Here is a 13218-nt window from a genome sequence, read left to right on the forward strand (position 1 = left end):
CGCTTCGCTTCGGCGTGGTTCAGCCTCGGGACGGAGCTGCCGCACGTGGTCGGGAGCCCAGCGGCAATGGTGGAACGGGTGCGGCGAGTTGGCGGCCCGGGTCGTACATGGAGTGCGCGCGGAAGCGGTACGTCCGCAGCCCCAGGAAGAGCGGCCCGGTGCCGGCCCGGACGCCCTCCGCTGCCCGGCGGGCGGTCTGCTCGACTGCCTCGACGTCCATGCCGTCCACGGACCAGGCGGGCATGCCGTAGGAGGCGGCGCGCATGGCCAGGTTGGTCAGTGCGTGACTGTGCTTCCGGTAGGTGGAAACCACTGCGTCGTCCGCAGTCAGGGCTTCGTTGACGCCGACGGCGACGGCCTCCTCTCCGATGTGGAGGTGGATGAAACCACGGATCTTCGCGGCGCTGTACAGCTTGACGCAGCGTTCCTCGAAGCGCCGGACGCGCAGAAGAGCCTCCAGCAGGGCCCGGTGCCCGGCGGCCGACGAGGCCGGCGGAAGGCCCGTTTCCCACCTGGTGTGCGCCGCCGACGTGCTCCGAAGCCTTCGGGACCCTGAGAGTCTTCCTTGGGCTGCTGCCGTGTGCGGGAATCCTGCGGGTCTCTCCAGGGTGGACAGGGCACCGGTGGGCAAGCCGAGTTCACGCGCGCGCAGCACTCGGCGCATGACCAGCCGCGAAGCCGCGCCGGGCCGCATCGCGACAGGACGGTGGCCCGGACCCCGGCGGGGCGACTGTCCGGGGAGTTACCTGCGCCCCTGCGGAGACCATTCGTGGCTGGTTGCGGACCGTCCGTGTTCGAGGTGGCGGACATGGGCGTCGGGCCCGGGGAACACGAGCGTCACGTCGTCCGTGTCCGACCAGCGCACGTCGTACGGAGGTGTCCCGTCTTCGTGACGGAGTCCGACGATCTCCCCGTCACGCCTGGGGACGCCGGTCGTCGGGCTTTCGATGATGAGTTGGTCGCCGAGGTGAGCTCGCATGATCGGCTTCCTTTTCCACAGAAGTGGTGCTGTAACCAGCGTGACATATACGGCAGGCCATCGCGGGTCGAGCCCGCTTGTCCGCGGGACGGAACTGTGCCACCGCTGTGCTGCGGATACGCGGGCCACTGGGTGACGTCTCGCATGGCAGAGGCTCGCGGACGTCGCCGACGCACCGTGACTTCACCAGGTCGGCCAAAGACGGTGGCTGGGTGCCCAGCAGGTCGCGGAGGAGGGGAAGGGAGGCCCCGACGATCTGCAGAGCCAGGCAAACGCCAGCGCCACGACGAGGAAGGGGTTGGCCAAGGTGCCGGGTCGGATCCGGGAGCCGAGCCCGATGCCGAGCTGAGTGGCGCCCAATACCAGGAAGATCAGAGATTGGGGCGGCCGAGGACCGAGGTTGCGCGGCAGGCGGCGGACGCCATCGCCACGCCGATGTCTGCCCGGCGCAGAACTGGTCCGTTGACGCCGTCACCGGTCATGGCCACCACATGCCCGGCCCGTTGGTGGGACTGGACGGTGTCGATTTTCTACTCAGGGGCCGCACGAGCGAAACACCCGCACCGCCGTCGGGTCTCCCACCGTTCCGGCCCGCAGCTGTGCTCCTGTCACCGCCCGCCCCGGCTGCGGCGATACCGAGCTGACGGGCGACGGCTTCGGCCGTCAGCGGATGATCACCTGTGACGAGCACGGGCGTGACGCCTGCGGCCCGACGGGCTGCGATCGTTTCGGTGGCCGCCGGCCGCGGTGGGGCGAGGATCGCGACGAGCCCGAGCAGCGCCGGCCCGCGCTCCCAGCCCTGTGCTGCTTCCGCTCCCCTGTCACCTGCGGATACGGCGAGCACTCGGTAGCCCTCCGAGGCCCATTCCTGTGCGCGCTTCAGCGTCTCGCCGCGCCGGGCTGCGTCGTCCGGAGTGATGAGGTCTGACTGCAGCACGGCTTCGGGCGCGCCCTTGCAGATGACGCCAAAGCTGTCCTGGTCGCTACGGTGCACCGTGGTCATTCGCTTGCGCTCGCTGCTGAAGGGGATCTCATCCACGCGCGGCGTGAGCTCGCCCGGTTCCGCAGGCCAGCCGACGTTGCAGAGGAGTGCGCCTGGCGCGGCGCCAGCAGGGTTGCGATCCGGCCCGACGACGTCTCCAGGGACGACATCCGCGGCATTCAGCTCTCGTACGGCGCCGTCTCGCAGCACCCGGACAATGGGATGACAGGGTGCGCAGGGCCGCGACAGCGCGATCAGCGCGCGGCGGACCAGGACATGTCGCACCGGCCACGGCGGGGACCGGGGTGACAGATGTGGCCTGGACACGACGATCGGGGTCGGTCGATCCCGCGCAGCGCAAAGGTCCGCGCGCCGCGGCCTACGGGGCGCCGAGCAAGTCGCTCTCCCCGACCGCGAATCGCCCGGCGAGGATCCCCTCGAGATGCAGGTGGTGTACTACGATTTCCAGCTGTTCACCGCCATCGACACCGGTGACGACAGCGTGCTGTACCGGTCCGGCCCGACGGGCTACCGCCTCGTCCAGGCGCAGCCACTCACGGTCGGCGACCAGCGACCTGCCCGCTCCCCCGGAAGAACGTGGTCGAGGCCAAGCAGCAACTGGACCTCATCGGGTACCCGTTCGAGTTCTTCACCGCCGACACCGCCGGACGTGAAAACGTCTGTACCACCGTCACGACGACCATTACGGCCTGACCGCCCCCACCGAACCGCGGTCCGACCTGCCAATGCCCGGCATTCCCGGTCACGGCGATCACACCGGTCACCCATGGAAGGAAGCACGACATGGCGCAGCACGACGCTCCCGGCCCCGATGCCACACCCACGGCGGAGGCCCGGCTGAGCCGGCTCGAAGCACAGATGACGACACTGGCCGAGGCCGTGCGCGCTCTGGCCCACGGCATGGAGGCGGTCCCGTCGCAGGACACGCCGCCGGAGGAAACAGCCCGCGGCGCACGGCTCGCCCACGAGATCCTGCTCTCCCAGGGTCTGTAGCGGCGCTGTCACGCCGTCCAGCCCTCCCCTCCCGGACCTCGACCCGGAACAGCTCGTTCTCGGTGACATCCGCTTTCCGTACCGCGTCGTCGTTGACCAAGGGGACGCCCCTGACCGGACGGACGCGCACCGAGACCGCTCGTCCCCCGCTCGGATGCGGGCCGCCCCACGCCGGGTGAAGATGAGTGTGAAGGCGCACAGCGCCAGGAGGCGATCAGGGTCTCGGACCATGTGCTCCGCCTCCGCAAAGCTGATCCGAGCCGATTCTCCGTTTCCGGGAGGCTTCCATGACCAGTGCGCGGGATGTCATGCACACAGGGGCTGAGTGCACAGGCGAGCACGAGACCCTGGACGCGGCGGCACGCCGCATGCAGGAGCTTGACGTAGGGGCGCTGCCCATCTGCGGTGACGACGACAGACTGCACGGGATCATCACGGACCGCGATATCGTGGTCAAGTGTCTGGCCGCCGGAGGCGACCCCAGAACGATGACCGCCGGTGAACTCGCCCAGGGAAAGCCGGTCACAGTAACGGCTGACATGGACATCAGGCTGGTTCTGGAGACGATGGAGGAACACCAGATCCGCCGGCTGCCGGTCGTCGGCGAGAACCACCGACTCATTGGGATCATCAGCGAAGCCGACTTGGCCCGCAATCTCCCCGACAAGGAGGTGGGGCAGTTCGTGGAAGCCGTGGTGGCCCGGGGCGTCTGACCGCCCGGCAGGCTGGGAGCGACGGCCATAGGCGAACTGGATCAGGACGCGAGCGGGGTCACCGGCTCCCCGAGCCGTCGGGCAGCGGTGTACCAGGCCCGGGTCAGCGCACCGCGGGCCAGGGCAAGCGCCTGGGCCTGGGACTGTTCGCCGCCCAGCCACAGCGGTGCGCCGATATGCACCTCCAGCCTCGTGCGGCGCAGCGGAGCGCAGAGCAGCCTGGCCGTCAGTTCGGCGGCGCCGCCCGATGCCAGTACCCGGGCCCCGGCCTGGCCCACTGGCACGACCTGGGCGCCGGTCGAGCGTGCGAGACGGAACAGGCCCGGGTGGAAGGGGCGGGGCGGGGTCTCCCGGACGCCGTCACGATGCGGAAGCCCTCCTTCCGGGTAGAGCAGGACGGACCGTCCGGCGACCAGTGCGGCGTGGGCGTCCCGCAGTGCCTGCGTGGCCCGCTGCTCGTGACGGTGCACCGGAATGTGCCCCTCCCGCGCGAGGACGCCGCCCAGCAGGGGGATCCGCCATAGCCCGGCGGCCGCCAGGACGACTGGGTCGGTGCCCAGACGACGCAGCGCGGCAAGGATGATCGGGGGATCGCTGAGAGAAGTGTGGTTGGCGATGATGATGCTGCCCACCTCCGGCTCGGCACCGGCATCCGAGGTGACGTTCAGACGGCCGAAGACGGGCACCACGATGCCTGCGATACGGCTGAGCACGACACCCCCCTCAGCATGACGACGATCAACGGAGTGCCTTGTCGCTGCAACAGCGCGAACGTTTCGTGGTCACTTTATGCCGCGTTCGACTTTGCAGCCGACTTTGCCGCACGACGGCCATGGCCGAGCGGATCGCAGCCAGCGCCCTTCGGCCCGGCACCGGCGAGGCGCTCGACCAGGGAGGTGACCAGGGAGGCGGAGGCGGCCGAAACGAACACCCCGGGCCCGGCCCGCCCCCGACATCGGACAGGCAACCACCGCCCAACGCGACCGAAAGCGCCACATCCAGCAGCCTCTTGCCCGGATCGTGGAACCCGGCGGCTTCCGCCGACAGCTGAAGCACCGCCGACACCGCGGTATTCAGATCGGCCTTGCGCACCGTCTCCGTGAGCTGCACCCCGCCGACAGATCAAGACGATGTCGGGCTGACTGAAGCCCTGGGGCGAGAAGGTCCCCGAGGACGCATCCAGCATGGACCGCGGCGACGGCTCTGGGATGCCCGGGATGACGGGCCGGAAGCAGATGGACGAGATGAAGAAGTCTTCGGGGTAAGAAGCTGGGTGAGAATGCCGGTTCACGGCGGGCCCGGCGCTGTCGTCGTGCGGTTCAGATGGTCACAGGCCGTATGTCCTTTCAGGGCGTCCTGGTGTGGTCCGCTCCGCCGTTACTCCGGTTCCTGCTCTGCCGCCCGCCGCCGTGGCGAAGCAGCGGGAGCGGGGTGCACCAGTGAGTCCGTTCAGGATGCGTGCCGCCTGGATGGTGGATGCGGCCAGCGTCAGGGAGCTGAGCAGGACGGTCACGCCCGCACCGGGCCCGGCGGTGGAGCGCAGCCCTTGATACAGCGTTCCTCCTGCGAGTACGGCGGTGGTGGTGAGCGTCCAGAACCAGCGCCGGGCGCGCCGCAGGGCGGTGGTCTCCATCAGTGTCCCTTGGGGTTGTTGATCCACACCTGGATGGTGGTCGCGGCGAGGGCGAGCAGCAGCAAGCCGGCCGCGCCCAGGGCGAGTTTGCGCTCGCGCCACCGCCGCTTCGGGCTGCGGTCGAGGAACGGGACGAGGAAGACCAGCCCGAAGACGCCCGCGATGACGTAGATGATGGAGGCGACCCCGAACCACTCCTCCATCGGAAAGAACCACCAGAACATCCACAGCGGCCGGGTCACCTCGATCCCGTCCACCGGGGTCGGGCCGACCACCGGTGGCAGCAGTACCCCCAGGAGCGACAGCAGCCCCAGCAGCACCAGTCCGAGCGCAGCCACCCGCTGCAGGTGGGCCGTGAACGGCTCGGGGACTTCTTCCTCCGGTACTGGGATCTCGGGATGCGGGGAGATCCGGTGCCGCTTGACCAGCAGGGCGTGCCAGACGAACAGCAGGAGGATCAGGCCGGGGATGATGACCACGTGCGCGCTGTAAAGGCGCAGGAGGATCGGCACCCGGTCGGTCAGCTCCGATGTGAACCAGGCGCCGGCCCCGCCGAGCAGTTCGGCGACGTCCAGATTGTGGATCAGCGCCTCGAATCCCTCCTGGTCCCACTTGAGGACGGTGCCGGTGAACACGGCGAGGAAGGTGAGCAGGAACATCGCCGAGCCCACCACCCAGTTGCCCTCGCGCGGCTTTTTGTACGAGGCATGGAAGAACACCCGCAGCAGGTGCAGCAGAGCGAGGACGAACATGGCCTGCGCGGCCCAGTAGTGCAGGCCCCGGGCGAAGCCGCCCAGCCACACGTCGGTGACCAGATCGCGTACCGACTGGTTGGCATCCTCCGGAACGGGTGCGTAGAACTGCGCAACGTAGACCCCGGTGACCAGCAGGATCACGAAGGCCACGGCTGTCAGGCCGCCCAGACTCCAGGTGAGGTTGTTCGCGTGTTCGGGCCCGGGTAGGCCAGCGCCTTGATACCCATCCGGTCATCCACCGCGTCGATGATCCGCCGCCATCTGCCCGGGTGCCGGGGTGCCGCCGATCCGGGGCCGACCGACGGTGACGGGTGGCCGGTAGTCATCGCTTCCCCTTGCCCACGCGGTGTGCGAGTTCTCGGATGGTGTGCGGCGGGCGCAGCCTGCGCGAGAGCCACAGCCCGGCAGCGACCGCGGCGAGCGCCAGGCCGAACAGGGCCGCGTCTCCGCCATCGGCGATACCTCGTGCGGGGCGGAATTCCCCCAGCACTGTGCTCGTGCCGGTTTCCGTGCCCTTCGCGAGCTGCCCACCCCGAGGGGCGGACGGCAGCTTTCCGTCGATCGCATCCAGCAGGAGTTCCCGCGCCTTCCGGCCGGCAGTCTCACTCTCGCCCGGACGTTCGACGACATCAAGGGCCCGGCGAACGGTCCCCAGGTCGGCGCCTTCCTTGTGCGGCGCCTCGATGGCGTCTTCGATACGTTCGGTCACCCGTTCCTCGCCCGCGTCGTTGGCGATCAACGCGATGGCCTGTTCGACCAGCACCGGGGCTTCGTCGCTCTCCTCCTTCATGCGCCCAGGCAACGCCCGGCGCCTGGAGGAAGAGCAAGGCCGACGCCGCGACAGCTGCCCCGGCCACGCTCAGGGGCATGAAGGCGGAAAGCGCCCTGCACCGCGCGTCTGCCGTGGGTCCGGACGATCTGTTGCGCATGAGGTCGCCTTCAGCGGGATCCTTGACGGACGGTCGTCTGCCGGGGGCGGGGGAACGACATGTGTTTCGGCCGACACCGGAGAGTGTGGGACATGCGAGGAGGGTTCTCACTGACTGACCCGCCGCGCGGCACGGTGTTCACTCCCCTGACATGGGGCACGGCCTCGTGCAATGGCTCAGGGGCGTGCGCCGGTCAATCGATGTCAAGTACCTCATGCACCGGACGGCGCGGGGTCGCCTGGCCTTGAGGGCCGTATCCGAGGCGGAGCACCATCTGCACGTACCCCATGGCCGTGGTCGGATCGCGCACCAGCCAGCGCAGGTCAGTCCATTCCAGGGCATGGGATGTAAGTGAGGTGGCCAGCCCTTCCAGGGTGGCCAACAGCAGGACGCGCTCCATCGCCTGGCCTGCCCGCAGCCAGTCCTCCGGCAGGTCGCCTTCCGTGCCCAGCAGGAACAGGTGAGGCGTGTGTTCGAAGATGGCGGCATCACGGTCGGCCACAGCGCGCCGGCCGGCGAAATCGCGTACCGGAGCCTTGCCGTCCCACTTGCGGGGACCGAAGGCGTATGCGGGGACGCCGTCGGTCGCCGTACCGGTGCCGACACGCGTCCAGCGGGCCAGTTCCGCGGAGCGTTCGGGGTTGAGGGCATCACGCCCCTCCGCGTCGTGGACCAGTTCCAGCAGCGACTGCACGTGCCATGCTCCGGGGAGGACCAGGTGTGCTCCTTCCTGCTGGGCAGCGTCGTGGAGGTCGGTCTGCACAGCCGCAGGTATGTCCGTCTCCGCGAACGGATCGCGGCTGGTGTGACGGCGGCGGATGGCGGGATGCAGACGGCCGAGCCCGCTGTCGGGGGGTGTCGGCTCGGTCAGTCGTATCTTGGCGAGCAGCTCCGGATCCGCAGGGTCGGGCAGCAGTTGGACGGCCGGTTCCCACCCCGCGTGGACAGCGCCGACCCGCAGGTTGAACAGGGCCGCGCCACAGCCCAGACGCAGAGCGCGGTTGTTGGGATCTGAGTGCGGCATGGCACGCTCGAGATCCGCGCGTAGCTGAAATGTGCTGCTCCGAGAGCAGAAGCGGAATCGCCACGGTTGCGCATTGTGCATGGAAGGGGCCGCTGTGGCGTCCTCCACCAGCGCCACCACGGTCCTGGTGTCGAGCCCTATCACCACCGAAGACCTCCCTTGACCGGCGGGTGCATGCAGTCCGTCTCTCCTTGTCGACGCACATCACGACAGCGACGAAGCTTCAGGCCGGGGGTAAGGCGCGCATACGACGCCTGACTGGCGAGCGCCTTCCCTGCAGGCGCCATAGCGAAGCCGGAGGCGGCCCGTATCGGCCCGGGGCGTTCATCCCGGAATCAGGCCCTCGTCGCTCAGCAGTGCGCGCACCTGAGCGAGGCCCATGTCACCCTCCGGCAGTACGAGTTCCGAGGGTTCCAGGGTCTGGTCGGGCAGCGGCGTTCCGAGAGTGCGCACAGCGTCCAGCAGGGCCCGCAGCGCGACAGCGAAGCGCTCCTCGTCCTCGGCATCGGCGGCGCGCTGGACCTGAGCGTCGAGCTGGTTGAGCTTGTCGAGGTGGTCATCGGCGACGGTGTACTGCCCCTCGCCGAGAATCCGCACGATCATGACTGGGACTCTCCCTCCGGCGGCTCGGCAGGGCCGTTGCGGGTGTCCAGGGCAGGTGGGGGCGGGGTACCTGCCGCGGTGAGCTGGGCCTTCATCCGGGACAGGTCCGCCTCGATGTCGTGCCCTTCGGTGGCGGTGTCCAGTTCGGCCTGGATATCGTCCCGGGCGACAGGGAGAGTGGAGTCCTCCAGCGCGCCGGAGGAGATCAGCTCGTCGAGTGCGCCGGCGCGGGCTTCCATCTGCTGGGTCTTGTCCTGGGCACGCTGCATGGCCATGCCTACATCGCCCATCTCCTCCGAGACGCCGGTGACTGCTTCCCCGATGCGGGTCCGGGCCTCGGCGGCGGTGTAGCCGGCCTTGAGCGTCTCCTTACGGGTACGGAACGCGTCCACCTTCGCCTGCAGCCGCTCCGAGGCCAAGGTGAGCTTCTCCTCCTCGGCCTGCAACGATGCTTCCTGTTCGTGCAGTTCGCTGACCTGCGAACTCACCGCCGTGCGCCGGGACAAAGCCTCCCGGGCCAGGTCCTCCCGCCCGGCCGCCAGCGCCTGCTGCGCCTGCCCTTCCAGCTTCACTGCGGACTGGTCGAGCTGAGTGATCTGAAGGGCGACACGCTTACGGCTGGTCGCCACGTCCGCCACTCCGCGCCTCACCTTCTGCAACAGGTCCCGTTGCTTCTCGTACGAGTAGTCCAGCAGCTCACGCGGATCCTCCGCACGGCCCAGTGCATTGCCCACCTTGATTCTGAACAGGTCGGCGATGCGGCGGGTGATGCTTGTCATCGTGCTCCGCCTCCTCTTCCAGTGAGCTCCGCGACGGCCCCGGACGTCGCGCGGCGGCGTCCGAGGCCTCTGGTCTCTTGAGCCATCACCGCTGCTCTTGCCGCGCATCATCAGCGCCATCATGACGGTGCAGGCGATCACCACGACCAGCACGCCGACGCCGATGACTCCGGTGGCGCCAGGACGATGGCGACGACCAGGACCGGGACGCAGCAGGCGATCACCATCCAGCCGCGGCCACTGCCCCTGCCGCCTCCAGGCTCACGCGCAGAGCCGGGCCTGCGAGGGATACGAGGATCGTCTGGCGAGGTCATCGTCGCCTCCGAAAGGGCGAAGGGTTCTCGTGGACGAAGCGGCCCACGGCATCCGCACACGGTTCACGTCCAGTGTGGAGGTGTCGCACAGAGTGTGGACAGGCGTCTCCGGTACTCCTCCTCGTCGATCTCACCTAGGGCGAACCGCAGCAGCTGCTCGGGCGTGGGTCCGGGGGAAGGGTGGGCATGGGGTTGAGGTTGCGGCCGTTCACTGTCGCCGGAATGGGAACGCGCCACGGCGCGGAAGATCAGAGCTCCGATGCCGATGACCAGCGCCCAGAAGACAATCATGCTGGCCGACATCGCGAACCAGCCCCACCCACCGATGCCGTGGCCGTACCAGAACATCATGGCGATTCACTTCCCAGACCGCGGATGCGCAGCCACAATTTGCTGAGCCGCAAGCCACCGTCACTCTCATTGTCCCTCCCGCCGATCCATCCCGCTCGCGGGCGGACGGGAGTTCATGCGGGGCGCAGCCGACCCGCTGGCCGGGGTATCCGGAGCGAAAATGGTGGTGCCACCCGGCTCATCCGACCCGGGGGCATGGTCTTCCTGATGGCCTTGCCCGACCGCAACCGCGCCCAGCCTGTGCCCATGCGGCAGAGGCCGCGTATCCGGCCATCGATCTTGTTCAGGCGGGCCAGATGATCGGCCTTGCGATCGGCGTGATCGGACGCCGGAGTGTGCTTCTTACGGGCGTCGCATCAGGTAGCGGAAGCGCTGGTCATCGGGATTCGCCTCTCTCGTGCTCGCTCCCGGCCGGTCTGTCGGCCCGGGCGCGGCCGGCGCCGGACTCGACCCGGGGCTGGACGCTCGCGGGCTGGGCATCAGGCAGCAGCCGGGTGTGCCAGCGGCGCAGCCGGGACGCGTTGGTGACGACCGACAGCGAACTGAGCGCCATGGCTGCAGCGGCAAAGATCGGGCTGAGCCGGAGACCCCACAGCGGGTACAGGGCGCCCGCGGCGAGGGGGACGCCGACGGCGTTGTAGACCAGGGCGAAGAACAGGTTCTGCCGGATGTTGCGCATGGTGGCCCGCGACAGTCGGATCGCCGTGACCACGCCGCTCAGCGAGCCGGAGATGAGGGTGATGTCGGCTGCTTCGATGGCGACGTCGGTACCGGTACCGATGGCCAGCCCGATGTCCGCGGCGGCCAGGGCGGGGGCGTCGTTGATGCCGTCACCGACCATGCCGACCGTGCGGCCCTCGTTCTGCAGGCGGTGGATCTCTTCGGCCTTGTGCTCGGGCAGCACCTCGGCCAGGGCCCGGTCCACGCCCACCTGGGCGGCGATGGCGGCGGCGGTGCGGGCGTTGTCGCCGGTGATGATGATGACGTCGATGCCGAGGAGCTTGAGGGCGGCGATGGCGGCGACGGATTCGTCCTTGACGGTATCGGCGACCGCCAGCACGCCGGCGGGACGTCCGTCGAAGGCCGCGAGCACGGGGGTCTTGCCCTCAGCCGAGTACGCGGCCGCCACGGGGACGAGTGCGGTGGTGTCGATGCCGGAGTCGTCGAGGAGCCGGACCGTGCCGACCAGGACGGAGTGTCCGTCGACGGTGGCCTGGACGCCCTTGCCGGTGACCGAGTCGAATCCGGTCGCGGCGTGCGGGTGAAGGCCGCGGTCGCGGACAGCGGTGACGATGGCCTGGGCAAGGGGGTGTTCGCTGTCAGCCTCGGCCGCGGCCACCAGCCGCAGGAGTTCGGTGTCGTCGAACTCAGCGGCGGTGTGGACGTCGGTCAGGACGGGCTTGCCCTCGGTGACGGTGCCGGTCTTGTCCAGGACCACGGTGTCCAGCTTGTGCGCGGTCTCCAGGGCTTCGGCGGAGCGGATCAGGATGCCGGCCTGGGCACCCTTGCCGGTGGCGACCATCACCGACAGCGGAGTGGCGAGTCCGAGCGCGCACGGGCAGGCGATGATCAACACCGCGACCGCGGAAACCAGTGCCAGGGTCAGTGCGGGCGCCGGCCCAAGGGCGAACCAGACGGCGAAGGCGCCGATCGCGATGGCGATCACTGCGGGCACGAAGTACGCCGAGACGGCGTCGGCGAGCCGCTGGATGGGGGCCTTGGACGCCTGGGCCTGCTGAACGAGTCGGATGATCTGGGCGAGCACCGTGTCGGCGCCGACTTTGGCCGCCCGTACCCGCAGGGACCCGGTGCCATTGACAGTGGCGCCGATGACAGTGTCCCCCGTGCGCTTGGTGACAGGCATCGGCTCGCCGGTGACCATCGACTCGTCGACCGCGGACGAACCCGAGACAACCCCGGCGTCGACGGGGATCTTCTCCCCAGGCCGGATGACGATCTCGTCGCCGACCACGACCTCGTCCACAGGGACCTCCATCTCGGCACCCTCACGCACCACACGGGCGGTGCGTGCCCGCAGGCCCAGCAGGGCGCGGATCGCCTCGCCGGTGCCGGCCTTCGCCCGGGCCTCCAGCAGCCGCCCGAGCAGGATCAGGGTGAGGATGACGCCGACGGCTTCGAAGTAGACCTCGCGTACGTCTTCCGGCAGCAGGCCGGGAGCGAGGGTGACCAGCAGGCTGTAGCCGTAGGCGGCACTCGTACCCAGTGTGATCAGGGAATTCATGTCCGCGGCCCGGTGGCGCAAAGTCAGCCAGCCCGTCACATGGATCGGCCACCCGGCGTAGAACATCACCGGCGTGATCAGCGCCAGCTGGAACCAGTGGTTCAGCATCCAGCCGGGCACCCAGTCCGCGCCGAACAGTTCGTGCGCCATCACGGCGAACAGCACGGGGAAGGTGAGCACCGCGCCCGTCAGCACCCTGCGGCCGAGGTCCTTGATCTCCGCCATCCGCTCAGCGACGTCGGCGGCTTCCGCCTCGGCCGCCGTCCGTTCCTCACCCGCCGACGGCGCCCCACCGACCACAGAAGGAAAGACGGCCGAAGCGCCGTCGCCGTCCTGGGCGGGCGGTGCGGTGCCTTCCGCGGGTTCGACCAGCAGCGTGCCGTGGATCATGTTCATACCGCAGGCGAAGCCGAAGGAGCCTGGACGGTCAGGGTTCAGCCGGACGGTTGTGCGGGTATGCGCGGGCAGACCCGCACCGACCTTGAGAGCGGGGAAGACCACGCGGGAGGTGCACTCGCCGGCCTCCTTCCGGTCGAAGACCAGTTCCACCGGCGTGCCCTGGCGGACCTTGATCACGTCCGGGCTGTATCCGCCCCGTACCGTCACCTCCACCCGCTGTACGCCGCCTTCCAGCCGGGCGGCACCGGCCCGGCGCGGTCCGAAGAAGTACCGGCCCAGCACGGCGACCAGCACGGCCGACGCCAGGATCACGACGACGTCAACGGCACCCATGAGCTTCTCGCCTCCCTTGGCGGGTCACTCTCCGGCCTGTGCCCGGGTACCCGGCTGGGTGGAGGCTGAACGGCCCGCTGGCCCTGGACCATCCGGCCCCAGACCGGCTTGCCGATCGGTGGGGTTACCACGCCCGGCCGCAGACCACAGCAGACACGACGATGAACC

The 13218-nt window shown here is 69.2% G+C and carries 12 protein-coding genes and 2 pseudogenes; 2 read left to right on the forward strand and 12 right to left on the reverse strand.

Annotated elements, in window-relative coordinates; all coding sequences use genetic code 11:
- Nucleotides 1–19: 19 nt before the first annotated feature.
- The 3 genes and pseudogenes from ITI46_RS02120 to ITI46_RS34525 all read right to left on the reverse strand — a co-directional run bounded on the left by ITI46_RS02120 (nt 20) and on the right by ITI46_RS34525 (nt 2171).
- On the reverse strand, nt 20–694 hold the full coding sequence (locus tag ITI46_RS02120) for a thiamine pyrophosphate-dependent enzyme (protein ID WP_247745338.1): 675 nt from the start codon (nt 692–694) through the stop codon (nt 20–22).
- 96 nt (nt 695–790) lie between these two features.
- A pseudogene (locus ITI46_RS02125) lies at nt 791–979 on the reverse strand (DUF1918 domain-containing protein); the annotation flags it as partial.
- A gap of 478 nt (nt 980–1457) precedes the next feature.
- A complete protein-coding gene (locus tag ITI46_RS34525; RefSeq protein WP_307808027.1) occupies nt 1458–2171 on the reverse strand; it encodes an HAD family hydrolase in 714 nt (237 codons plus the stop codon).
- Between the two features lie 594 nt (nt 2172–2765).
- Here ITI46_RS34525 and ITI46_RS02135 point away from each other — a divergent pair.
- Nucleotides 2766–2975, forward strand: coding sequence for a hypothetical protein (locus ITI46_RS02135; RefSeq protein ID WP_209237574.1), 210 nt, complete (start codon nt 2766–2768; stop codon nt 2973–2975).
- A 287-nt stretch (nt 2976–3262) separates the two neighbouring features.
- Nucleotides 3263–3688: a CBS domain-containing protein gene (locus ITI46_RS02140; RefSeq protein ID WP_209237576.1), complete on the forward strand. Its 426-nt coding sequence runs from the start codon at nt 3263–3265 to the stop codon at nt 3686–3688.
- A gap of 41 nt (nt 3689–3729) precedes the next feature.
- Here the strand turns inward: ITI46_RS02140 and ITI46_RS02145 are convergent, their stop codons facing one another.
- The 9 genes and pseudogenes from ITI46_RS02145 to ITI46_RS02185 all read right to left on the reverse strand — a co-directional run bounded on the left by ITI46_RS02145 (nt 3730) and on the right by ITI46_RS02185 (nt 13050).
- The gene (locus tag ITI46_RS02145) at nt 3730–4401 is read right to left on the reverse strand and encodes a lysophospholipid acyltransferase family protein (protein WP_209237577.1); all 672 of its coding nucleotides are present in this window, start codon (nt 4399–4401) and stop codon (nt 3730–3732) included.
- A gap of 614 nt (nt 4402–5015) precedes the next feature.
- On the reverse strand, nt 5016–5321 hold the full coding sequence (locus ITI46_RS02150; protein ID WP_209237579.1) for a hypothetical protein: 306 nt from the start codon (nt 5319–5321) through the stop codon (nt 5016–5018).
- A pseudogene (locus ITI46_RS02155) lies at nt 5321–6247 on the reverse strand (cytochrome b N-terminal domain-containing protein); the annotation flags it as partial. The pseudogene ITI46_RS02155 and the gene ITI46_RS02150, both read right to left, overlap by 1 nt.
- A gap of 151 nt (nt 6248–6398) precedes the next feature.
- Nucleotides 6399–6866, reverse strand: coding sequence for a hypothetical protein (locus ITI46_RS02160; protein WP_209237583.1), 468 nt, complete (start codon nt 6864–6866; stop codon nt 6399–6401).
- Between the two features lie 332 nt (nt 6867–7198).
- On the reverse strand, nt 7199–8176 hold the full coding sequence (locus ITI46_RS02165; RefSeq protein WP_443742831.1) for an Acg family FMN-binding oxidoreductase: 978 nt from the start codon (nt 8174–8176) through the stop codon (nt 7199–7201).
- A 177-nt stretch (nt 8177–8353) separates the two neighbouring features.
- The gene (gene pspAA, locus ITI46_RS02170) at nt 8354–8632 is read right to left on the reverse strand and encodes a PspA-associated protein PspAA (protein ID WP_209237585.1); all 279 of its coding nucleotides are present in this window, start codon (nt 8630–8632) and stop codon (nt 8354–8356) included.
- Nucleotides 8629–9411, reverse strand: coding sequence for a PspA/IM30 family protein (locus ITI46_RS02175; RefSeq protein WP_209237587.1), 783 nt, complete (start codon nt 9409–9411; stop codon nt 8629–8631). The genes pspAA and ITI46_RS02175 overlap by 4 nt, the downstream gene beginning before the upstream one ends.
- A 377-nt stretch (nt 9412–9788) precedes the next feature.
- On the reverse strand, nt 9789–10076 hold the full coding sequence (locus ITI46_RS02180) for an SHOCT domain-containing protein (RefSeq protein WP_209237589.1): 288 nt from the start codon (nt 10074–10076) through the stop codon (nt 9789–9791).
- Between the two features lie 376 nt (nt 10077–10452).
- Entirely contained in the window at nt 10453–13050 is a 2598-nt protein-coding gene (locus ITI46_RS02185) for a heavy metal translocating P-type ATPase (protein WP_209237591.1), read from the reverse strand.
- Nucleotides 13051–13218 lie beyond the last annotated feature (168 nt).

It is taken from the genome of Streptomyces oryzae (assembly GCF_017676365.1).
Lineage (GTDB): Bacteria > Actinomycetota > Actinomycetes > Streptomycetales > Streptomycetaceae > Streptomyces > Streptomyces oryzae.

What these genes read in the sequence shown, in the direction of transcription:
- ITI46_RS02135 (WP_209237574.1), top strand. Translation starts at nt 2,766, where the DNA reads ATGGCGCAGCACGACGCTCCCGGCCCCGATGCCACACCCACGGCGGAG.
- ITI46_RS02180 (WP_209237589.1), bottom strand. Translation starts at nt 10,076, where the DNA reads ATGATGTTCTGGTACGGCCACGGCATCGGTGGGTGGGGCTGGTTCGCG.
- ITI46_RS02140 (WP_209237576.1), top strand. Translation starts at nt 3,263, where the DNA reads ATGACCAGTGCGCGGGATGTCATGCACACAGGGGCTGAGTGCACAGGC.
- pspAA (WP_209237585.1), bottom strand. Translation starts at nt 8,632, where the DNA reads ATGATCGTGCGGATTCTCGGCGAGGGGCAGTACACCGTCGCCGATGAC.
- ITI46_RS02160 (WP_209237583.1), bottom strand. Translation starts at nt 6,866, where the DNA reads ATGAAGGAGGAGAGCGACGAAGCCCCGGTGCTGGTCGAACAGGCCATC.
- ITI46_RS02175 (WP_209237587.1), bottom strand. Translation starts at nt 9,411, where the DNA reads ATGACAAGCATCACCCGCCGCATCGCCGACCTGTTCAGAATCAAGGTG.
- ITI46_RS02150 (WP_209237579.1), bottom strand. Translation starts at nt 5,321, where the DNA reads ATGGAGACCACCGCCCTGCGGCGCGCCCGGCGCTGGTTCTGGACGCTC.
- ITI46_RS02185 (WP_209237591.1), bottom strand. Translation starts at nt 13,050, where the DNA reads ATGGGTGCCGTTGACGTCGTCGTGATCCTGGCGTCGGCCGTGCTGGTC.
- ITI46_RS02120 (WP_247745338.1), bottom strand. Translation starts at nt 694, where the DNA reads ATGCGGCCCGGCGCGGCTTCGCGGCTGGTCATGCGCCGAGTGCTGCGC.